Here is a 21,121-nt window from a genome sequence, read left to right on the forward strand (position 1 = left end):
TTATCACCATTATATCCGGAAATCACAGGCGGCGCAATCGTACCCTCTCTGGTCCCGCCGCTGTACCTATTTTGATTTTCTATGACCTTTCCGCGCCGATGTGCTATAATATTTTCTGCAAGGGAACAGGTATGATCGTCCCCTCTTTTGCCCTCACGGCCCAAAGCGCTGCCGTCTGATGCAAACATCCATACAATAGGAGGTATTTCTTATGCGCAAGAATTTTGGAGCCAAGCCTTGGACCTATCCCCAGCCGGTTTTTATTCTCGCCACCTACGGGGAAGACGGTACGCCCGATGCCATGAACGCGGCCTGGGGCGGGATCAGCGACGATAAAGAGCTGTCTATGTGCATCAGTGCCGGTCACAAGACCACCGCCAACATTCTGGCCCGGAAAGCCTTTACCGTCAGCATGGCCACGGTGGAGCAGATGGTGGCCTGTGACTACGTGGGCATCGAGTCGGGCAACAACGTGGCCAACAAGCTGGAGAAGGCAGGCTGGCACACCACCAAATCGGAGTTTGTGGACGCCCCTGTCATCGATGAGCTTCCCATGGCGGTGGAGTGCCGCCTGATCAGCTACGATCCGGAGAGCTGCCGTCTGGTAGGTGAGATTGTCAATGTCAGCGCCGACGAATCGGTGCTGGGGGATGACGGAAAAATCGATCCGGATAAGCTTCAGCCCATTACCTTTGACCCCATTCACAGCGCTTACCGCAAGCTGGGTGAAAAAGTGGGCAATGCGTTCCAGGATGGAGCAAAGCTGAAATAATTCTTCAGAATCTACATAAAACCCCGGGCAGATGGTCTATAAGCCATCCGCCCGGGGTTTTCTTATATATGCTCTAAAACCTGGTTCGTACCGAGAAATTCCCGCACAAAGTACAGCACTTCTTCCGGAGTCCCTGCAAGCCAGTCCGCCCCGGAGAGTTCCTCCGGACTTCCATAGCCATAAGTACATCCCACAGCGGATACTTGGTTTTTCCGTGCCATCTCCATATCCTGATTCCGGTCGCCAATAACCAGAAATTCTCCCGGCCAGCGCTTTTTCAGAATAGGCAGAATCTCGTACTTGGGCAGATATTGAAATTGCTCGCCGCAATAGAGCCCGTCAAACCAGCGCTTCAACCCAAAGCAAGCCGTGTGAGCACGGAGATAGGAGACGGGACAGTTGCTCAGCAACAGCATCCCTACCCCCAGCTTCTTCAGCCCGTCCAAGACCTGGGGCACGCCGGGATAGAGTTGGGCTTTCCCCTCCTCCACCAGTTCCTGCATCCGCCGGCCAATGTACGCGCCCCCTGCCTGCTTCTCCTGAGAAGAGAGCTGAGGCTGGAACTGCTCCCACATCTCTGAGGGAGTCATGCCGATCCACCTTTGGATGGTCTCCCGGTCTGGGGGATCACCCAAAGCCAGTCCCCGGGAGGCCAGATCGTCATAGGCTGCCAGGACGGCGGGAGCATAGATGGCCAGGCTGTCGTGGAGGGTACCGTCGTAGTCAAAGAGCAAGTTTACCATGCTCAGGCTTCCAGGGCACGGATCAGGTTGACCATCTCAATGGCGCCCTGAGCACACTCAGAACCCTTGTTGCCCGCCTTGGTACCGGCGCGCTCGATGGCCTGCTCGATGGTATCGGTGGTGAGCACTCCGAACATCACGGGGATGTCGCTCTCCAGGGCCACAGCGGCGATACCCTTGGACACCTCATTGCACACGTAGTCATAGTGGCTGGTGCTGCCCCGAATGACAGCCCCCAGAGCGATGACCGCATCGTACTTGCCGCTCTTGGCCATCTTGGAGGTAATAAGAGGGATCTCAAAGGCACCGGGCACCCAGGCCACGCTGATGTCGTCGGGCTTCACGCCGTGGCGCAGCAGGCCGTCCTCACAGCCGCTGAGCAGCTTGGAGACGATGAACTCGTTGAACCGGGCACACACGATGCCCACCTTGATGTCCTGAGATACCAGATTGCCTTCAAAGATTTTCATAGTAAATTCCTCCTGTTTTATGTAAATTGAGTTTGATCAATAGTTCACCAGATGGCCCATACGACGCTGCTTGGTGCGCAGATAGAAGATGTCGTCCTTGTTGGCCTCCACCTGGATGGGCACCCGCTGGGCAATCTCCAGGCCGAAGTCAGAGAGCTGATAGACCTTGTCCGGGTTGTTGGTGAGCAGGCGCATGGTCCGCACCCCCAGATCCCGCAGAATCTGCGCGCCGGTCCAGTACTCCCGCAGGTCGGGGGCAAAGCCCAGCTTCACGTTGGCATCCACGGTGTCAAAGCCCTGCTCCTGGAGCTCATAGGCCTTGAGCTTGTTGATGAGGCCAATACCACGGCCCTCCTGGCGCATATAGAGCAGCACGCCCCGGCCTTCCGCCTCGATCTGCCGCATGGCGGCGGCCAGCTGCTGGCCGCAGTCGCACCGGCGGGAGCCGAATACGTCCCCGGTGAGGCACTCGGAGTGGACCCGGCACAGGATGTCCTTGCCGTCGCCGATCTCTCCCTTCACCAGGGCCACATGGTGCTCCCCGCTGAGGTCGTTGAAATAGCCGTAAATATGGAACTCTCCAAATCGGGTGGGCAGCTTGGCACATGCCTCCCGCACCACGTGCTTGTCGTGGAGGCGGCAGTAATCCTGGAGTGCCTTGATGGTGATGACCTTCAGGCCCCACTCCTGGGCCTTCTCCAGAAGCTCGGTAGTGCGCATCATGGTACCGTCGTCCCGCATGATCTCGCAGCACAGGCCGCAGGGGGTCAGCCCTGCCAGACGGCACAGGTCCACCGTAGCCTCGGTGTGGCCGTTGCGGGTGAGCACGCCGCCCCGCCGGGCCACCAAGGGGAACACATGGCCGGGCCGGCGCAGGTCCTCAGGCCGGGTAGCCGGGTCTACACATTTGCGGCAGGTGTAGCCCCGCTCCTGGGCGGAGATGCCGGTGGTGGTGTCCACGTGGTCGATGGAGACAGTGAATGCGGTGCAGTGGTTGTCGGTATTTACCTTTACCATCTGCTCCAGCCCCAGACGGGCAGCCACTTCCTCGCTCATGGGGGTGCAGATGAGCCCTTTGGCGTGGACGGCCATGAAATTCACATTCTCTGTAGTGGCAAACTGAGCCGCGCAGATAAGGTCCCCCTCGTTTTCCCGGTCGGGGTCGTCAATGGTGATAATGAGGTGGCCCGCCCGCAGTTCTTCCAGGGCTTCCTCCACGGTGCAATAGGGATGTTCCATGGTTAAAATCCTCCTTGTATGTGCTTAAAATCCATGCTGTGCTAAAAATTCCAGCGTGAGGGAGCTCTTGGCCGTCTCTTGGGGCTGGGGCCGCAGCAGCTTCTCCACGTACTTTCCGATCACGTCGTTTTCTAAATTCACTGTGTCGCCGGGCCGCTTCTCACCCAGGGTGGTGACAGCCACTGTGTGGGGGATGGCGGAGATGGAAAACCAACTCTCCCCCACTTCCGCCACCGTCAGGCTGATGCCGTCGATGGCGATGGAACCCTTCTCCACGATGTAGCGAAGCAGCTCCTGAGAAGCGGAAATGGTGTACCATACCGCGTTATCGTCCTTCCGCAGGGCGGTGATAGTGCCGGTACCGTCAATATGGCCGGAGACGATGTGTCCGCCGAAGCGGCCGTTTGCTGCTATGGCCCGCTCCAAATTCACGTGGCTGCCCACCGTCAGACTGCCCAGGGACGAACGGTTCAGGGTCTCGTGCATCACGTCGGCGGTAAAGCCGCCGCTGTCCACGGTGGTAGTGGTGAGACACACCCCATTGACCGCCACACTGTCCCCAACCTTCAGGTCAGACAGGATATCCTTCGCCGCAATGGACAGTACCGACGAGTGCTGTCCCCGGCGTACGGAGCGGATGCTCCCCAATTTCTCAACGATCCCGGTAAACATGGTGTTCTACCTCGCTCTCCAGCAAAAAGTCGTCCCCCAGGGGGGTGATGGTGGTGTTGATGAGCCGCACCGCCTGGTCGGGGGTCTCCACCCCCAGCCCTTCCACTGGGGACTTGGCCGCACCGCCGCCAAAGAGTTTGGGCGCGATGTAGGCCTGCACCTTTTGAACCAGTCCCTGCTCCAGAGCGGACCAGTTCAGGGTGCCTCCCCCCTCCAGCAGGACGCTGTCGATATTCTCCGCTCCCAAGTGATCCATGAGGGCGGCGAGATCCACATATCCCCCCCGCTCGGGCAGCACCCACACCTGGCATCCAGCGGCCTCATAGATGGCCCGGCGTGCTTCATCAGGGCAGGCGGTAGCCAGGATGGTGGGCACCTCCTTTGCGGTGCGGACGATCTGGCTCGTCAACGGCGTACGTAAATGAGTATCGCAGATGACCCGGATGGGGTCCCGTCCTCCCTCCATGCGGCAGGTGAGCAGCGGGTCATCGGCCAACACGGTCCCCACGCCGGCCAGAATGGCCCGGTAGCGGTGCCGATCCTCATGGACCCGCTTTCGGGCCGTTTCCCCGGTGACCCATTTCGACGCCCCGGTGCGGGTGGCGATCTTTCCGTCCATGGTCATGGCGTATTTCAGAACCACATAGGGGCGGCGGGTGGTGATGAAGTGGAAAAATACCTGGTTGAGGTCGTCGCAGGCCTCCTTGCACACCCTGGTCTCCACCTGGATGCCGTGCTCCCGCAGAAGTCCAAGTCCTTTGCCCGCCACCAGAGGGTTTGGGTCATTGGAGCCCACCACCACGCGGGTAATACCTGCGTCCAGAATGGCCTGGGTGCAGGGCGGTTGGCGGCCCTGATGACAGCAGGGCTCCAATGTGACATAGAGGGTTGCTCCGGCGGGCGAACCGGTACAGTTTTTCAGCGCCTCCCGCTCCGCGTGGAGCTCTCCGTACCGGGTGTGCCACCCTTGTCCGATGATCTCTCCATCCTTCACCAGAACAGCTCCTACCATGGGATTGGGTGAGGTCCAGCCCATTCCTCGCCGGGCCAACTCCAGGGCCAGGTTCATATAGTCGGTATCGTTCATCCTGTGCCTCCTGAAAAAGAAAATGCCTTGAACGGAATCGTTCAAGGCATCATGGTACAGGAAAACGGATCAAAACCTGCCGCAAAAAAAGAAAACTCCGGAATGATACCATTCCAGAGCAACTTCATGCGCGCAGGTATATGACTCCCCGCAGTACACGATCTTCTTCCATCCAGACTATACTGTCGGCCCCGGAATCACACCGGGTCATGCCTTTCGGCTCGTGGGCTATACCACCGGTGGGGAATTGCACCCCGCCCTGAAGATCCTGATTCAATTTACCACAGTATACTGCCAACGGCCGTTCTTGTCAATTCCCCCAAAAAAGTCGCAGTACCCCCTTTGTCATATGGAAGATACACAATTCCTTTCTCTCACAGCATATGATACGCCCGGGGCCAAAAGCAGAAGCTTTCAGCCCCGGGCGCATATGAGGAAAAAAGGTTGGCACGTTTGGGATTACTTCTTCGCGTGCTTTCTCGCCTTATCCCGCAGGTAATACTGCTCACCGGTAAAGAACTCGTTCTTCAGATCCCTCACCTCGCCGCTCAATGCAATCAGCGCAATCATGTTGGGCAGGATAACCAGAGCCAGGAAGAAGTCCAGGAACTGATACAGGAACTCCAGGCCGCCGAACACACCGAAGAGGATGGCAGCGATGTAGATAAACTTCCAAATACGAGAGAACTTGTAACCAAAGAGGAAGCGGGCCTGACGCTCACCGTAGAACACCAGCACGATGACGGTGGACAGCACGAAAAGCAGGATGGAGATGGTAACCACATAGTCGCCCACCTTGCCGAACACGGTCTGGAAGGCCATAGAAGGCATAGCGGCAGCCTCGCTGGCAGGAACGGCCTGCCAAGCGCCGGTGACCAGCACCACCAGAGCGGTAACGGTGCAGACGATCAGAGTGTCCAGAGTGATCTCAAAGATACCCCAGAAGCCCTGACGGACAGGGTGGTCGGTTTGAGCGGTGGCATGGGCGATGGGAGCGGTACCCATACCGGCCTCGTTGGAGTAAGTGCCGCGGGCGGCGCCCCAGCGAAGGGCCAGAGCCAGAGTGGAACCGGCAAAGCCGCCCACAGGAGCCATAGGAGCAAAGGCGCTTTCAAAAATCAGGACAAAGACGCCGGGGAGCTTGTCGATGTTGACGCCGATAACCACCAGAGCACCGATAACATAGATCAGAGCCATAACGGGAACCAGGCGCTCGGTAACCTGAACCAGACGCTTGGTGCCGCCCACCACGATGACCAGAACGATCAGGGCCATGGCGATGCCGGTAGCGATGTCAGGAATACCCAGGGTGGCTGCGTTCTGCGCAGCGGAAACGGCCTGAGTAGAGATGGACGGGATAATCTCGATCATCAGGAAGAAGGCAAACCAGCCGGCCAGGAACTTACCCAGGGCCTTGTTCTTAAAGCCTTTGGCCAGGTAGTAGGTCGGTCCGCCTACATACTCGCCGCTGGCATCCTTTTCCCGGTACTTGATGCCCAGAACGATCTCAGAGAACTTGGAGGCACAGCCCAACAGGGCAATGATCCACATCCAGAACACGGCACCCGGGCCGCCAAATGCAATGGCTACCGGAACACCTACGATGTTTGCCGCGCCGATGGTGGATGCGATGGCCGCCGTTGCGGCCTGGAAGGGAGAAATTGCGTTGGGATCTTCGGGCTTTTTCATCATCTGTCCGAACGTCTGTCCCCACATGTAAAACAGATGCCGGAACTGGAAAAACCCAAGACGAATGGTGAGGAACAGGCCGCCGCCGGCCAGGATAATCATGAGCGGGGGACCCCAAAGCCAGTTGGTAAAGTCTACGATTGCTTTCACGATTTGATCCACAAAAACCCCTCCTTCGTTTTTCTGCATTATACCGCTGAAGTGGTTTTCTCTGTATTTTATTGAAAGAGCACAAACGTTTGTTTTTTTATTTTTTTGTTTTTGTGGAAATTTAAGTTAAACCTCAAATAAACACCATGGGTTTATTGGGGATATAACCGGAAAACATCGGGACATGTACGTTGGAGATAGCGCAGGGCATGACGTGAAAAGGGATCTGCCATCGCCTCCTGCTTGAGGTAAACCGTGATGCAGTAAGTCTTGGACAGCTGGGTGATCAACCCCCGCAATGAGTTCAGCAATCTTGCCTGAGAGACCTGGCGGCAGTCGCCCTCCAACCCATAGGTAGGAATCAGGGCCGATTGTATGCTGGACAGATCTTCCAGAAATACCTTTGGGATCTGATTGACCACGGTACGTTCACAGGCGCAGGTCAGCAATTCGATAAACTCGCTGAGCAGCAGGCCGGAAATCACTGCGGTATCCTCATTTCCCGACAGCTCCAGCGTCAGTTCCTCCAGCGTCTCCCCCCGCGGGGACAGCTCCTGCTCCTGGGAAGTGATCTCCAGATATAGCTCACGCAGGGTCTTGGAGGGTGCCAGATTCAAATCCTTCCGCAACAGGTCCTCACAGGATTGATACCAGCGCAGTGCCGCATGCCGCTCGCCCTTTTGAAGACACAGCTTCATGATCCGGCAGTAATACTTTTCCTCGTAAGGGTTGATCCGCAGCAGGGCGCGCAGCGCCTCTTCCGCCCGATCGGTATCCTGGTTTTTGATATAGCTGTCGTAGAGCTGCTCCAGATTTTGCTGGGACAGCTTCTGATAGCGGGTGCGCTCAAACAGCAGCCAGTCGTTGAACTCGTCGCTGTCCCGGATATAAAAGTCCTCTAAAAATTCCCGGCTGAGAATTTCATTGATCTCCAGAAGAATATCCGCAGGCGCATCTTCGTCATGGATTTCAAGCAGCTGCTCAAGCCGTGTCAGGTCAGAGGTATACCGGTAGGCAGGGTTGATTCCACAGAAATCTTTTGACGTGATTAGGAATTCTGCTCCGTTTTCATCCGGCGGAATTACCTTTTTGATGTTCCATAGGTTATAGCGCAGATTATAGGTTGCGGTATCATAGCTCTCCGCCCAAAACATGGAGGCCAGTTTTTCCCGGGTGACCCGGCGCTGCTCGTGGCAGATTAAAAATACCAAGATAGCCAGGGATTTTGCGCTCAGTCGGGTGGTCACTGGCTTGCCTGAAACAAAGAATTCTGCAGAGCCAAACATCTGAATGAACAATCCTTGATCCATGGCTGCCTCCTTAAAGATTGTGATAGAGAACAGAGCCAGACTTGATGGTCATGATGATTTCCGCGGTAATAATGTTTTTGGGGTTGGTCAGGAAAATGTTCCGGTCGGTGACCGTCAGATCTGCGATTTTTCCAATCTCAATCTCCCCCTTGTAGTCCTCCTCCCGTACCGCCCAGGCTGCGTCACGGGTAAACATGGACAGCGCCTCTTCAATGGTCAGGCGGTTCTCATCCACCGGAGGATTGACTGCGGCATAGATGCCCACCAGAGGATTGACGGGAGTCAAACCGCTGTCCGAGCCGCCGCAGATCCGGATGCCCGCGTTGCGGATTTCCCGGAAGGGATTGGTTTGTCTCCAGCGCTCTCCCAGACGTTCAGCATACATGCTGTGGCTGCCGCCGTAATAATACTCGAAGGCCGGCTGCATGGAAAACGTGAGGCCCAGGGCGGCGGCCCGTTTACGCTGAAGCTCTGTGGTAAGCTCTGCATGCTCGATCCGGTGGCGGAGATAGACATTTCCTGTCTTCTGCCGGGCATACTCATGGGCGATCAGCGCCTGTTCCATGGCCCGGTTTCCTACCGCATGCAGAGAAGTATCCAAATCAGCCAGGTAACAGCGCAAGAGGAAAGAATTCAATTCCTCCTGGGAATAGTTCAAGGTTCCGTTCCCGGGATGGTCGTCATAATTGCTGAGCAGAGCTGCATTTCTCGAGGCAAAGGAGCCGTCCAGAAACAGGTCGCCGATCCGGGATAACCCCAGCCTTTTGACTTTTTCCGGCGAGGTCGTTCCAAAGTAGATGGCAATATCCAGCGGCAGCTTTGGCCCGCAGGAGGCCAGAAATTCTGCGTCCGACTCCGGGAAACCGTAGCCGCCCTCCATGGCGTGGATGGAGGTAACTCCCTTTTTCAGCAGCCGTCCGGACAGCTCATAGACTGCCCGCTCTTTATCCTCCCAGGAATAGCTGTCTGCCGTCTTCCGGCGCAGAAAGGCGTTCGCTTTCCCACGGAAAATTCCTGTGGGCCGCTGACGTTCGTCCAGTTCCACCCCCTCCATGGTAAAGGGGACGCGGGAACTGTGCAGCGCCCGGGTGTTGAGCACGGTATAATGAAAGTCCCGGCTTTCAATCAAAACCGAATAGTCCCGCAGATAGTGGTCAATGACATTGCGGGTGGGAGGTCGCTTTTCCTCCAGGTCCGATACCTCCAGGCAGCAGGCATGCACCGTACTCTCCTGAGGATGGCGCTCCACCCAGTCCTTCAGCCGCTGCCCGATTTCTTCAAAATTCCGGGAGCCGTTGAGATTCACTTTCATGCGGTCCACGGCGCTGGGCACAAAATGGACATGGCTGTCGGAGAAACCCGGAAGCACCAGGTTTCCCTTCAGATCAATGGCCTCCTCCGCATCCCGGATATAGGTCGGTTCCCAACTGCGGTACCCCGCGTCCTGAATCATGCCATTTTTGATCCAGACCCACGTGTAATGCTTTTTTCCTCCAAAGCGGAAAAAATTCCCATTATACAAAAGCAGCGACCGGCCATGGGCAGAGCCTGCGCTGAGCGTCATTTTTCCAGAATGTGCAGGAGTTTGGAGCATACAAGGTCTCCCCCTTTCGCTTGGGCTTATTATATATGAATAAAAATTAAATGGCAATCACAATAATCTTGTGCAAAATATAAAATGCGGCGCAGCAGGGATTGCTGCGCCGCGTTTCAAGCTTCCAGTTACTGAGGATCGTCATGGAGCAGGTTCATAACCGTTTTATAGACCAGTTCAGGAGCCACCTCAAAGGTATAATGCTTTTCAATGCGCTCAGTAAACTTATGTGCATCCTTTCCGAAGGGACCAATATCCAAAACGGGAAGATCCAAAGCCTGCATCTCCTTCAGAGGCAGATCGTAGAAGATACCGAAGCCCGGTGTGTTACGCTTGAGCGCCCGGATAATCTCCGGATCCTTGGGCGCCGCTCCGTAGCTGAGGTCGGAGATGTAGGGGAAGAACTTCTTGTAGACCAGCTTATAATCAGTCTGGGTAGAAGTAACTGCCTTATCCACCGCAGCCAGCAGGGCCTTATCCTTCTCACTCTTGCCCTCCACATAGACGTGGGGGTAATAAGGCGGCGTGAGGTAGACGATCACGATGGGATCCTTGTCGCTCCAGAGCCCATGGACGTACTCCACCAGCATGTTGGCCCGCACCCGGGTATCGATATCCTGCCGGGCCAGCAGGGCCTCCGACTTCTCTCGGACCATCTCATCCAGCGCGCTGCCCAGTTCCGCCTTGACTGCGGTGTACAGCTCCTGATAGGTCATGACCCGCGCCTTCCAGGGCAGACGCACATAGGGACGCCGGGACATATTGCAGAAGGTCCGGTAGTGCTGGTTGAGGGTATCGATCACCTGCTGGAAACACTCCTGGGCCACGCCCACCATGCGTTCCAGCACCTGGTCGGGCGTACTGCAGTGGGTGGCATAGTTGAAGAACAGCACCGCCGACTTTGCGATCTGGCAGGAATACTCCGGCTTCATATCCCGCTGACGCAGGGTAATGGGAGGCAGTGTGACCTCGCCCTCGGCCACATCACAGAATTCCGGATTCAGGTTGACCCGGGAGATGATCTGGGCCGTGATCTGGTTGGGGTCCAGTCCCTTGAAGGACTCGCCTACGTGAGTTTCCTTGCCTACCACATAGAAGGTCGGCATTAGCTTGCCCACGGTACCTACGTATACGTACTTATTTTCATCCCCGGGGAATTCCGAGGTCATGTAATCGGTGTCCAGCAGAGCCAGATATTCCAGGTGTTCCTCTTCCTGCATCTTGGCCAGCTTGGGAACCAGGTTCAGCATGCCGCCGGAGTTGCCTTCCTCGTCACAGACCGCGCCGTAGATGAGGTTGCCTTCAAACTCCTCAACAGACTGGCTGATCTCTTCCAGAAGGGCAATGATGATAGCGTCGCCGGATTTCATATCAAAGACGCCGCGCCCAAACAGATAATCTCCCGACTCCAGATCCCGGCGTACCTCCTCGGGCAGCTCGATATCCCGGAATTTTTCCATCAAAACGTCGGGCTGGTTGGCGTAGGCGGCCAGCGGGCCGTAGTCAGAGACGCCCACGGTATCAATGTGTCCGATCATAACCACGGTGCGGGGGCAGGGCTTTTTCTCGCCGCGCACAATGGCCATCACGCTTTTCCGGTTCCAGGGATCATCTTTGACCGGAACATAGCTCAGATTTTCCGGATGGGCCTGGAAATAGGGCATTTGAGAAAAAATACGGTAGACCTTTTCGGCCATGGCGACCTCGTTGGGAGTCTCCAATACGCTGAATTGGCTGGCAAGGTCTCTGGTGATCTCCTCGATACGGGCGGCGCGCTTTAACTTATTCATGTTTATACCCCTTTCCACATCGATTTGTATTTATTCTGGCCCTATCATATCATTATTTTTTTTGCGCGCCGTTTTATTTCCCGTAGCAACCGACATTCATTTTTATCTGCCCCGAGCAAAAATAAACGCCGGTTAAACTTTGTAGGATTGACTAAATCAAATTTGTATCTCTTTAACCCTTTTGTTCTATAATAACATTTTCTTTTATACTCCAGGTGCTAGCAACATGAGTTTCTTGTCTTGCTCTGACCCTGTCCAAACGATTGGACTTGTGCAGGTTCCAGCTGCTTTCTCAGCTCCTCCAAAAACAGCTCTGCCGCCCGGGAAAAGATCCAGGACTTTTTCCACACCAGATACATGCCCAGCTTCAATTCCGGCTCAAGCGGCCGAAAACACAGGCTGCTGCCGGTTGTGTTCACCAGCTTGTCCAGCGTAAAGGCGTAGCCCATCCCCTCGTCCACCATCAAAGAGGCGTTATAGATCAGGTTATAGGTCGCTGCGGTGTGCAGCTCAGAAGGCTCCTTCCGCAGCCAGCGGTACAGCCCGCTTTTGTTGTCCACCTGCCGGGAGAGAATCAGCGGCTTGTCCCAAAGATCCTGTGGGGAAACGGTGTCCTGGGCTGCCAAAGGGCTGTCCCGCCGCATGAGGACTCCCCAGGTATCCTTCATGGGCAGTTCCATATAGTGATATTTTATTTTATCAATGTCCCCCAGGAGAACGCCAAAATCCAAAAGCCCTTTGTCCAGCCGTTCACACACATCCACAGCGTCGCCGCTGACAATATGAAAGTGGATACCCGGATAATGCGCCTGGATCTGGTTTGCGCTGCGCACGATCTGCCGCACCCCGTCGGTCTCGCCGGTACCGATGTAGATATCCCCACTAACGGTCTCCTCCGAACACATGACCTCTTTTTCCGTCCGGTCCACCAGTTCCAGAATCTCCTCTGCCCGCTTGCGCAGCAGCATACCATCCTGGGTCAGAACGATCTTCCGGTTTCCCCGGATCATCAGCTGCTTGCCCAGTTCCTCCTCCAGCTCTTTTAGCTGTCGGGACAGGGTGGGCTGGGTCAAGTGCAGGGACTGGGCCGCCGCCGAAATATTCTGCTCTCGGGCCACCGCCAGAAAGTATTGCAGCACTCTCAATTCCATTCCATTCACCTCCGGATACCTTGATGATAACACAGGCCAAATATAGGTTTCAAGCATAGTTAGTTATTCTATATAGGTATTTGTTATCTTGTATGACCGATGATACAATGACATCAGAAATTTGATAGATCAGGAGTAAACGATGGAATTAGATGAATTTTTAGCACACCTGAACAGCGGAGCCCCGGTACAGGGAGGCAGCGAGGTCCATCAGTTTATGCACGGCGTCAGCCAGGAGGCCCTGCGCATCACCGCTGAGATCAATGGCAGCTACCATCAGCCGGAGGAATTGCGCGCCCTCTTTTCCCAGCTCATCGGCAGACCGGTGGATGAGAGCTTTGCTCTGTTTCCGCCTTTTTACACCGACTGCGGAAAGAACATCCACATCGGCAAACACGTTTTTATTAACATGGGCTGCAAATTCCAGGATCAGGGCGGCATTTTTATCGGAGACGGCACGCTCATCGGCCATAACGTGGTGTTGGCCACCCTCAACCATGCCAAGTCCCCCATGGACCGCGCCACTATGATCCCTGCCCCCATTCACATCGGCAAACGGGTCTGGATCGGCTCCAATGCCACCATTCTTCCTGGTGTGACCATCGGCGACGGAGCCATTGTGGCAGCCGGAGCAGTGGTGACCCGGGATGTGCCGGACAATACCATCGTGGGCGGCGTACCCGCCAGCGTAATGCGCTCGTTAAGTGAGGAGGAAATGCAATGAGCAAGAATATTTTAGTGATCTCTACCAGCCCCCGGAAGGGCGGCAATTCAGACTGTCTGGCGGATGAATTTGTTCGCGGCGCCCGGGAGGCCGGCAACCAGGTGGAGAAGGTTACCCTGTACGATAAAACCATCGGGTTCTGCAAGGGCTGCCTGTCCTGTCAGAACACCCAGCACTGCATCATCCACGACGATGCGGAGGTGATCGCTCAAAAGATGCTCACCGCCAACGTCATCGCCTTTGCCACCCCGATCTACTACTACGGGATGTGCGGCCAGATGAAGACCATGCTGGACCGGGCCAATCCTCTCTTCCCTTCCGATTATCAGTTCCGGGACATCTACCTGCTGGCTGCTGCGGCAGAGGAGGATGAACACACGGTGGACGGCGCGGTCACCGGCCTGCAGGGCTGGATCGACTGCTTTGAAAAGGCCCGTCTGGCTGGGACTGTCTTTGCCGGCGGCGTGACCTCTGTGGGCGAAATCCAGAATCACCCCGCACTGGAAAAGGCCTACGAGCTGGGCAAGCACGCGTAAGGAGGAACAAGAATATGAACGCCAAATATCAGGGATACTCCTTCCCTCTGCGGGACACCGTCCAGCGCGAGAAGGTACGTTTTCATAACCGCTATGGGATCGAGCTTGTAGGCGACCTGTATCTGCCTATGGCTATCTCCGGAAAACTGGCCGCGGTAGCGGTGGCAGGTCCCTTCGGCGCGGTAAAGGAACAGTGCGCCGGACTCTATGCCGAGGAGCTGGCCAGCCGTGGCTTTGCCGCTCTGGCCTTTGACCCCTCCTTCATCGGAGAGAGCGGCGGCCAGGTGCGGAACGTGGCCTCCCCCGATATCAACACCGAGGACTTTTCTGCCGCCGTGGACTTTCTCTCCACCCGGGAGTTTATCGATCCGGACAAGGTAGGCATTCTGGGCATCTGCGGCTGGGGCGGCATGGCCCTCAACGCCGCCGCCATGGACACCCGCATCAAGGCCACCGTCACCTCCACCATGTACGACATGACCCGTGTGAACGCCAAGGGGTACTTTGACTCCGCCGACAGCGCCGACGCCCGGTACGAAACCAAGAAAGCCCTCAACGCCCAGCGGACCGTGGACTATCAGAACGGGACCTATGCCCGGGCGGGCGGTGTGGTGGACCCCCTGCCGGAGGACGCCCCCTTCTTTGTGAAGGACTATTACGACTACTATAAGACGGAGCGGGGCTACACCGAGCGCTCCCTCAATTCCAACGACGGATGGAATACTACTTCCTCCCTGTCCTTCCTCAACATGCCCATCCTGCGCTACAGCAATGAGATCCGCAGCGCTGTGCTGATGATCCACGGGGAAAAGGCCCACTCCTGCTATTTCAGCCGGGACGCTTACGCCGATATGGTCAAGGACAGCCCCTATGCCGGAAATAAGGAGCTGCTCATCATCCCCGGCGCGGTCCACACCGACCTCTACGACCAAAAGAATATTATCCCCTTCGATAAGATCCAGCAGTTTTTCCAGGAGAATTTGAAGTAACCCGCTTTTGTAAGGAGGGACTGTATGACACGAATTCTCTATCTGCTCCTTGCTGTTCTGGGGCTGTCCGCCTGCGGGAACGGTTTGTCCCCGACGGACTCCGCTCCACCGCCGTCTCAGTCGGTGATCTCTGAGCAAGAGAGCAGCCAGTCCCAGGACAACTCATCCAGTCAGGAGGAACCCATGTTGAAAATCACCGTAGGAGACCAGGAACTGCTGGCCACCTTTGCCGATAACAGTTCCGCAGAAGCGTTTCGGGACTTGCTGGCCCAAGGCCCGGTGACCGTCTCCATGGACGACTATGGGGGCTTTGAGAAGGTGGGCTCATTGGGCACGACACTGACTCGAAACGATACCCGGATCACTACTCAGCCCGGAGATGTGATCCTCTATCAGGGCAATCAAATCACCATTTATTATGGCACAAATACCTGGAATTTTACCCGTCTGGCGAAAATCAACGATTCCACCGACTTGCAGGCAAAGCTGGGAACCGGAACCGTTCAGGTAACCTTTTCTCTTGCATAGGAGGTATTGATATGGCAGTAAAACAGACAGCTGGCAGAGATGCTCTGGGCGAGTTCGCCCCCAAATTTGCCCAGCTCAATGACGACGTATTGTTCGGAGAAGTATGGAGCCGGGAGGATAAATTGTCTCTGCGGGACCGCTCTCTGGTGACCGTAGTGGCTCTCATGGCACAGGGACTGGTGGACAGCTCCTTTCAGTACCACTTGTCCACCGCCAAGCAAAACGGCATCACTCGACAGGAGATCGCTGAGATCCTGACCCATGCCGCCTTTTACGCCGGCTGGCCCAAGGCCTGGGCTGCCTTCCGTATGGCCAAGGAGGTCTGGAGCGAAGAAGCCGGAGAAGACGGCAAAGCACAGCATCAACAGGAGATGGTCTTCCCCATTGGAGCACCCAATGATGGTTTTGCCCAGTATTTTGTGGGACAGAGTTATCTCCACCCTCTCTCCACCAGCCAGGTGGGCGTGTACAATGTGACCTTTGAGCCCGGCTGCCGCAACAACTGGCACATCCACCAGGCTGATCAGGGCGGCGGCCAAATTCTGATCTGTGTGGCCGGCCGAGGCTACTACCAAGAGTGGGGCAAAGCAGCCCAGGAGCTGCACCCCGGCGATGTCGTCAATATCCCCACTGGGGTAAAGCACTGGCATGGAGCCGCTCCGGACAGCTGGTTCTCCCATCTGGCTCTGGAGGTTCCCGGTGAAAACTGCTCCAACCAGTGGCTGGAAGCGGTATCCGACGAGGATTACTGCAAATTATAAGTCAATTTGAATTGGTAAAGAGGGCTCCTGCCAGCGGCAGAAGCCCTCTTTTATTGTCGTATCCCAAATCTTCCAGGCAAAGATTAAGTCTATGTGTTATAATACAGCCATGCGTGATGCGTTTTTATAAGGAAAAACCTTTTAAACACCTAGCAGAAAGGATGGTGCAGTATGGAACTGCTTCAACGACGGGAAACGATCATCCGCCAGTGGTTTTCCATGTGGCTGACCGGGCAGAACCGCGGAGTTGAGAGTATCTTCTCCCTTGACGCCACGTATGTGGAGAGCTGGGGACCGGAGTACCACGGAATTGGGGCAATCAAGTTTTGGTTTGAGGAATGGAATACCCGTGGTACCGTTCAGCAATGGGATATCCAGCAGTTTTTTCATAAGGGTGACCAGACCGTAGTCCAGTGGCACTTTCAATGCCAGCTGTCTGGGGAACCTAACCAGAGCTTTGACGGTCTTTCCCTGATCCGCTGGGACCAAGAGGAAAAGATTTGTTTCTTACAGGAATTCGGGTGCAATGACAAGCGCTATGATCCCTATGCCGACGGACCTGTACCGGTGTTCCGGGATGAACCGGCCCTGTGGCTATAATATTGCAAGTTATAAAAACAGGGAGGCTGGAAAATATCCAGTCTCCCTGTTTTTTTATACTCTATTTTTCTCTGTCCAGAAGGTTACTTTGTGGCAAAGCGATTCATGAAGAAATCGGTAAAGGCAGCCAGTTCCTCCTCCTGAGAAACATAGACATACAGCTTCTCATCATCCAGCCAGTCATAAGCATTGATGGCCAGATACCCCTTTTTATCCGGATAGATTACAAAGGCATCCGTGGGATATTTGTTGCGGTAAGCCTTTAAAATTTCAGAGCGGCGATAGTAGGTGGGCTCACCGCAGCCCGAGAGGTCCGGGACCGTGGGGAGGGCCACAATGGTCTGGCTGTTCTCGTTCCAGCCCACGATCAGATTGCCGATTTTGGTTTTGCTTCCGTGGACAAAGCCATAGTTGAAGCGGGACACATCTTCTGTGTATCCAAAGATCAGCTTGTAATCGGCCCCATTGTCTACCGCCTGGTCAAACAGCTGGCGCATTTTCCGGGCATTGGCATTGCTTTTCTCCATGTCCACTTCAGGTCCTTTGAAAATCTTGCTGAAAAATCCCATGGTTTTTCCTCCTATGTATGTTGTTCTATCTCCTCGCGGCCCATTGTCCGCAGTAGGGGCCAAAAGAAATAAATTCCACCAGCCGCTGATCATATTCCCTTGATTTGCATTAACTAATAAAGATGATAATTTAATTTTATCTTTATTTTTAATAAAAAACATCCGTCGGACCATCGGACTGGACGGTACCGACGGATTTTCATCCCTTTACTCAGATATCGTGACCTTGCTTCATCTTTTCCAGTAAGTCAACAATGGCATTGATCTGGAACTCCACCGTGGCGTCTGCCGCCTCTGGCACCAGAAAGGGCAGATTTTTCGGCACAGCCCGGCGGATCACCATCACGGTCAGGCTCAGGTTTGTAAACAAACCTATGGTCTCCTTGTCCGCCCGGATCCCAAAGCACTTCAAAATGTTCCCAAACAGGTTGGCCTGCTTCTCCCGGAATACCTGGTAGCTCTCCGGAGACAGCCGGCGAAACAGATTCTGCTGCTCTTCCAGCGTCATCACTGCAATGCCGCTTTGCTCTCCATAGCAGCAGGAGACAAGAAACTGACGCACTCCCTCTCGCCAGCTGAAAGCCGGATCATCCATCAGCCTTTGAGCATGAGCCAAAACTTTAGGCTGCTGCGTATACAGTGCCTCTACAATCAAATCCTCTTTTGTGGGAAAGAAGGTATAAAAGAAGGTACGAGAAATGCCTACCGATCGATAGATCTCCTCCACGGTGGTATGCTGGATCCCCTGCCGCGCCATTTTCTCCAGCGCGACTGTAATCAGATCGTCTCGGACCCGCTCCCGATCCGCGTCTGAATAAGCGACCTTAGGCATTCCCACACCTCCAAAATAATGTCATCTTTCTAATTTTGTCTTTATTCTAACTTATCCTTCAAAAAAATGCAAGGGGCGGCGTAATCAAACGCCGCCCCTGATCAATTTGATGTTGATAGAGGGTTACATCATATCATCCCGGAGAATGTTGTGATCCCGCAGCACCTTTTCTACCACTGTTCCCCGGATCAGTTTAAGCGCCGGTTTTTTCAGCAGATTCAGCGGACCGGGCAGTTCCATCTCCAGAGGGGACTTGCCGTCCATCAGGCAAACCGAGCTATCCAACAGGCAACGAATGTCATACACGCTGCCCCATACCTCAGGCACGCCACGGTCCACACCCAGCAGGCCGTAGACTGCCTCCATGGCGGTACGCACCGAATACTCGGTGGTGAACACGGTATCCCGGGGTGTCTGGGCAAACTGACCCAGGAAGGCAAAGTTGACACAGCCGTCGGGAATTACGTCGGGCCGGTCTCCCGCAGTCCGGGGCATAAAGAAGGCGGTGATATAGGGCATCATGGTAGGCACACACACCGCGCTATCCTCGGCCAGCTGAGGAATCAGTTCCGTCGGCACACCGATGTGGTAGAGCCATTCCTGGGTAATCTCCTTGCCGGTACAGTCCTTCATAGGCTTTTTGATAAAATCACCGGGCACATCGGTAAAGAGACCGTACACCCACACACAGACCTTCTCCGGCTCCTGCTCTTTAAACTGCCCCTGGCGGTTGATGGTCCAGCTCAGCAGCCACTTAGAGTCCTGACAGCTGACAATACCGCCAGTGACCACCTTGCCGGTACGGGGATCCCGCTGGCAGATGTTTTTGATATAAGGCAGGATCTTGTCATCCAGAGTGGTGATAGTGGCCGACTCCCAGTTGGTCTTGGCCACATCGGAACAGAACTTCTCCGGACGGCCAAAAGCCGGGTCCTGCTTAGCAATGTTCTTCCACAGATTCCAGCAGCCGCTGGTGCGCACCTCGGCATCTCCGTTGGGGGCATGATCCTGGTCGCCGTAGATAGTCCCCTCGGTACAGGAGCCATTGGTGACAAAGACCAGGTCATTTTCCGTAAGCACGATTCCCTGCTCCACGCCCTTGACCTTGCACTCGATGGCGGTGGCCACCTTTTTGCCTCCCTTGATGTCAAAGAGGACATTGGTCACCTCCACACCAAACTGGAAGTCCACTCCGGCCTCCTCCAGGTACTTTTTCATGGGCAGGATCAGCGATTCATACTGGTTATAGCGGGTAAACTTCAAGGCGCTGAAATCAGGCAGGCCGGCAATGTGGTGGATGAAGCGCTGGAAGTAGAGCTTCATCTCCAGGGCGGAGTGCCAGTTTTCAAAAGCGAACATGGTGCGCCAGTAGAGCCAGAAGGTGGAGGAAAATACCTCATCGTCAAAGACATCCTCAATGGTCTTGTCGTACAGGTCCTCATCCGGGGTCATAAAGAGCTTGACGATCTCCATGCACCCCTTCTGACTGAGGTTAAACTTTCCGTCGGTGTGGGCATCCTGTCCCCGGTTGACGGTAGCGCGGCACAGGGAGTAGTTGGGATCGTGCTTATTGAGCCAATAAAACTCATCCAGCACCGAAGCGCCGGGCTTCTCCAAAGAGGGAATGGAGCGGAACAGGTCCCACAGGCACTCGAAGTGGTCCTCCATCTCCCGGCCGCCCCGCATGATATATCCGCGGGTGGGGTCGTAGATGCCGTCGCAGGCGCCGCCGGCTACATCCATGGCCTCCAGGATGTGGATACGGGAACCATCCATCTGTCCGTCCCGCACCAGGAAACAGGCTGCCGCCAAAGCGGCCAGGCCGCTGCCCACAATATAGGCGCTCTTCTCCTCCACGCCCGCAGGCTTCTCCGGCCGGGCAAAGGCCTCGTAGTTGCCGTTGGTATAATAGATGCCCTTGGAGTTTTTCTCGTGTCGGCCCAACTCCGTGTTGCGGTAGTCACTGCGGTCCTGCGTCTGACTTTCCGCCTGGGCATCCTGCTTATTCTGTGCCGCCTTTTTCGCCAGCACCACAGCCGCTCCCGCGCCGGCAAGGCCAGCAGCCGCAGCAGTCCACTTTCCAAGATTCTTTGCCATAAGATAGCCACCTTTCCAAATTTGCGCTGCTTTTGCCGCGCTGTCTCTTGATCGTGGCTTTATCCTACCCCGTTTTCCGCCGGTTTACCATTTACAAACAAAGGCCGCTGATAAAAAACTTATCATCGGCCTTGATCTGTAAAGTGTCTGCCGCCACGGGCAAAATTTTGAATGGAGTTGGACACGTTTCCGTGCATGGTGGTACTGATTTTCTCCGCAATGATCCGATAGTCTGCGTTCATCCCCTGCTTGATCCAGTCCAGCAGGATCCCCACAAAGCTGTATTTATAAAATTCCGCAATGAAGGTCTTGTCCTCCTCGGTGATCTCCACGCCCTGGCTCTGCTCGTCCACCACGCCTCGGATCAGGCCGTAGGTCAGCTTGAACAGGAAGTTCTCCATCTGGTCCCGGCTGATACAGCGGTAGGCATTGAGAATAAAGGGCTTATTTTCCAGCACCGCCTCAAAAATCTGCAGCAGCCCTTCATGCCAGGTATCATAGGTTTTCTTTCCCTGGAGCGCCCGGGAGGCATCTTCCACGCAGGACCACTCCACCAGATCATAGATATCTTTGAAGTGGTAATAAAAGGCCATGCGGCTCACGCCGCAGTCCTCGGTAATGTCCCGGATGGTGATCTTGTCCAGAGGTTTCTTCAGCATCATCCGCTTTAAAGATGCTTCCAGGCCCTGCTTGGTGGTGTTTGACACGGCAATCACTCCCACAAAAACGGTTGGATTTATTATACCGGAAAATACGCCGGTTTCAATATGAACTTTTCTCCCGCCGCTCCTCCCCTTGATTTTAATTGTAAACCGGGA

General features: G+C 55.2%; 21 protein-coding genes and 1 riboswitch. Of the genes, 7 read left to right on the top strand and 14 right to left on the bottom strand.

From position 1 onward, the window contains the following. The first annotated feature begins 211 nt into the window (after positions 1–211). Positions 212–772 (top strand): flavin reductase family protein, encoded by a 561-nt coding sequence (locus ACEVJL_RS12980; RefSeq protein ID WP_008980375.1) that lies wholly within the window; start codon positions 212–214, stop codon positions 770–772. Between the two features lie 62 nt (positions 773–834). Here ACEVJL_RS12980 and ACEVJL_RS12985 read toward each other — a convergent pair whose 3' ends face one another. The 10 genes from ACEVJL_RS12985 to ACEVJL_RS13030 all read right to left on the bottom strand — a co-directional run bounded on the left by ACEVJL_RS12985 (position 835) and on the right by ACEVJL_RS13030 (position 12,667). After that, positions 835–1,515, bottom strand: a complete 681-nt coding sequence (locus ACEVJL_RS12985) for an HAD family hydrolase (RefSeq protein WP_302667535.1) — start codon at positions 1,513–1,515, stop codon at positions 835–837. 2 nt (positions 1,516–1,517) lie between these two features. Further along, entirely contained in the window at positions 1,518–1,985 is a 468-nt protein-coding gene (gene ribH / locus ACEVJL_RS12990; protein WP_008980373.1) for a 6,7-dimethyl-8-ribityllumazine synthase, read from the bottom strand. Between the two features lie 36 nt (positions 1,986–2,021). After that, entirely contained in the window at positions 2,022–3,224 is a 1,203-nt protein-coding gene (locus ACEVJL_RS12995) for a bifunctional 3,4-dihydroxy-2-butanone-4-phosphate synthase/GTP cyclohydrolase II (RefSeq protein WP_374738096.1), read from the bottom strand. Between the two features lie 24 nt (positions 3,225–3,248). Continuing rightward, positions 3,249–3,896 (bottom strand): riboflavin synthase, encoded by a 648-nt coding sequence (locus ACEVJL_RS13000; protein WP_374738097.1) that lies wholly within the window; start codon positions 3,894–3,896, stop codon positions 3,249–3,251. Continuing rightward, positions 3,877–4,983, bottom strand: a complete 1,107-nt coding sequence (ribD, locus tag ACEVJL_RS13005; protein ID WP_374738098.1) for a bifunctional diaminohydroxyphosphoribosylaminopyrimidine deaminase/5-amino-6-(5-phosphoribosylamino)uracil reductase RibD — start codon at positions 4,981–4,983, stop codon at positions 3,877–3,879. The genes ACEVJL_RS13000 and ribD overlap by 20 nt, the downstream gene beginning before the upstream one ends. Before the next feature lie 156 nt (positions 4,984–5,139). Beyond that, positions 5,140–5,254, bottom strand: a riboswitch (FMN riboswitch). A 188-nt stretch (positions 5,255–5,442) separates the two neighbouring features. Next, positions 5,443–6,834: an alanine/glycine:cation symporter family protein gene (locus tag ACEVJL_RS13010; RefSeq protein ID WP_374738099.1), complete on the bottom strand. Its 1,392-nt coding sequence runs from the start codon at positions 6,832–6,834 to the stop codon at positions 5,443–5,445. Positions 6,835–6,974: 140 nt separating this feature from the next. Beyond that, complete coding sequence (locus ACEVJL_RS13015; protein WP_302667530.1) at positions 6,975–8,132, bottom strand: AfsR/SARP family transcriptional regulator; 1,158 nt, start codon at positions 8,130–8,132, stop codon at positions 6,975–6,977. Positions 8,133–8,142: 10 nt separating this feature from the next. Continuing rightward, positions 8,143–9,585 carry an amidohydrolase gene (locus ACEVJL_RS13020; RefSeq protein ID WP_374738100.1) on the bottom strand — a complete coding sequence of 481 codons (1,443 nt, stop codon included), beginning with the start codon at positions 9,583–9,585 and terminating at the stop codon, positions 8,143–8,145. A gap of 269 nt (positions 9,586–9,854) precedes the next feature. Continuing rightward, positions 9,855–11,516 carry a M20/M25/M40 family metallo-hydrolase gene (locus ACEVJL_RS13025; protein WP_302667528.1) on the bottom strand — a complete coding sequence of 554 codons (1,662 nt, stop codon included), beginning with the start codon at positions 11,514–11,516 and terminating at the stop codon, positions 9,855–9,857. 218 nt (positions 11,517–11,734) lie between these two features. Next, on the bottom strand, positions 11,735–12,667 hold the full coding sequence (locus ACEVJL_RS13030; protein WP_374738101.1) for a LysR family transcriptional regulator: 933 nt from the start codon (positions 12,665–12,667) through the stop codon (positions 11,735–11,737). A gap of 142 nt (positions 12,668–12,809) precedes the next feature. On the opposite strand from ACEVJL_RS13030, the gene ACEVJL_RS13035 reads away from it, so the two are divergent. The 6 genes from ACEVJL_RS13035 (at position 12,810) to ACEVJL_RS13060 (ending at position 16,805) form a co-directional block, all read left to right on the top strand. Further along, on the top strand, positions 12,810–13,391 hold the full coding sequence (locus tag ACEVJL_RS13035) for a sugar O-acetyltransferase (protein ID WP_374738102.1): 582 nt from the start codon (positions 12,810–12,812) through the stop codon (positions 13,389–13,391). Continuing rightward, the gene (locus tag ACEVJL_RS13040) at positions 13,388–13,927 is read left to right on the top strand and encodes a flavodoxin family protein (RefSeq protein WP_302667526.1); all 540 of its coding nucleotides are present in this window, start codon (positions 13,388–13,390) and stop codon (positions 13,925–13,927) included. The genes ACEVJL_RS13035 and ACEVJL_RS13040 overlap by 4 nt, the downstream gene beginning before the upstream one ends. Before the next feature lie 14 nt (positions 13,928–13,941). Continuing rightward, positions 13,942–14,916: an alpha/beta hydrolase gene (locus ACEVJL_RS13045; RefSeq protein ID WP_302667525.1), complete on the top strand. Its 975-nt coding sequence runs from the start codon at positions 13,942–13,944 to the stop codon at positions 14,914–14,916. Between the two features lie 24 nt (positions 14,917–14,940). Further along, positions 14,941–15,444 carry a cyclophilin-like fold protein gene (locus ACEVJL_RS13050; protein WP_302667524.1) on the top strand — a complete coding sequence of 168 codons (504 nt, stop codon included), beginning with the start codon at positions 14,941–14,943 and terminating at the stop codon, positions 15,442–15,444. An 11-nt stretch (positions 15,445–15,455) separates the two neighbouring features. After that, positions 15,456–16,205: a carboxymuconolactone decarboxylase family protein gene (locus ACEVJL_RS13055; RefSeq protein WP_008980360.1), complete on the top strand. Its 750-nt coding sequence runs from the start codon at positions 15,456–15,458 to the stop codon at positions 16,203–16,205. A 171-nt stretch (positions 16,206–16,376) separates the two neighbouring features. Then, positions 16,377–16,805 carry a nuclear transport factor 2 family protein gene (locus tag ACEVJL_RS13060; RefSeq protein ID WP_302667523.1) on the top strand — a complete coding sequence of 143 codons (429 nt, stop codon included), beginning with the start codon at positions 16,377–16,379 and terminating at the stop codon, positions 16,803–16,805. A gap of 83 nt (positions 16,806–16,888) precedes the next feature. On the opposite strand, the gene ACEVJL_RS13065 is transcribed toward ACEVJL_RS13060, so the two are convergent. The 4 genes from ACEVJL_RS13065 to ACEVJL_RS13080 form a co-directional block, all read right to left on the bottom strand. Further along, positions 16,889–17,374, bottom strand: a complete 486-nt coding sequence (locus ACEVJL_RS13065; protein ID WP_235396321.1) for a hypothetical protein — start codon at positions 17,372–17,374, stop codon at positions 16,889–16,891. Positions 17,375–17,585: 211 nt separating this feature from the next. Continuing rightward, positions 17,586–18,206: a TetR/AcrR family transcriptional regulator gene (locus tag ACEVJL_RS13070; RefSeq protein ID WP_008980355.1), complete on the bottom strand. Its 621-nt coding sequence runs from the start codon at positions 18,204–18,206 to the stop codon at positions 17,586–17,588. Between the two features lie 123 nt (positions 18,207–18,329). Then, positions 18,330–20,303, bottom strand: coding sequence for an oleate hydratase (locus ACEVJL_RS13075; RefSeq protein WP_374738103.1), 1,974 nt, complete (start codon positions 20,301–20,303; stop codon positions 18,330–18,332). 122 nt (positions 20,304–20,425) lie between these two features. Continuing rightward, positions 20,426–21,010, bottom strand: a complete 585-nt coding sequence (locus ACEVJL_RS13080; RefSeq protein ID WP_110440881.1) for a TetR/AcrR family transcriptional regulator — start codon at positions 21,008–21,010, stop codon at positions 20,426–20,428. Positions 21,011–21,121 lie beyond the last annotated feature (111 nt).

Source organism: Flintibacter porci (genome assembly GCF_041925195.1).
Taxonomy (GTDB): domain Bacteria; phylum Bacillota; class Clostridia; order Oscillospirales; family Oscillospiraceae; genus Lawsonibacter; species Lawsonibacter porci.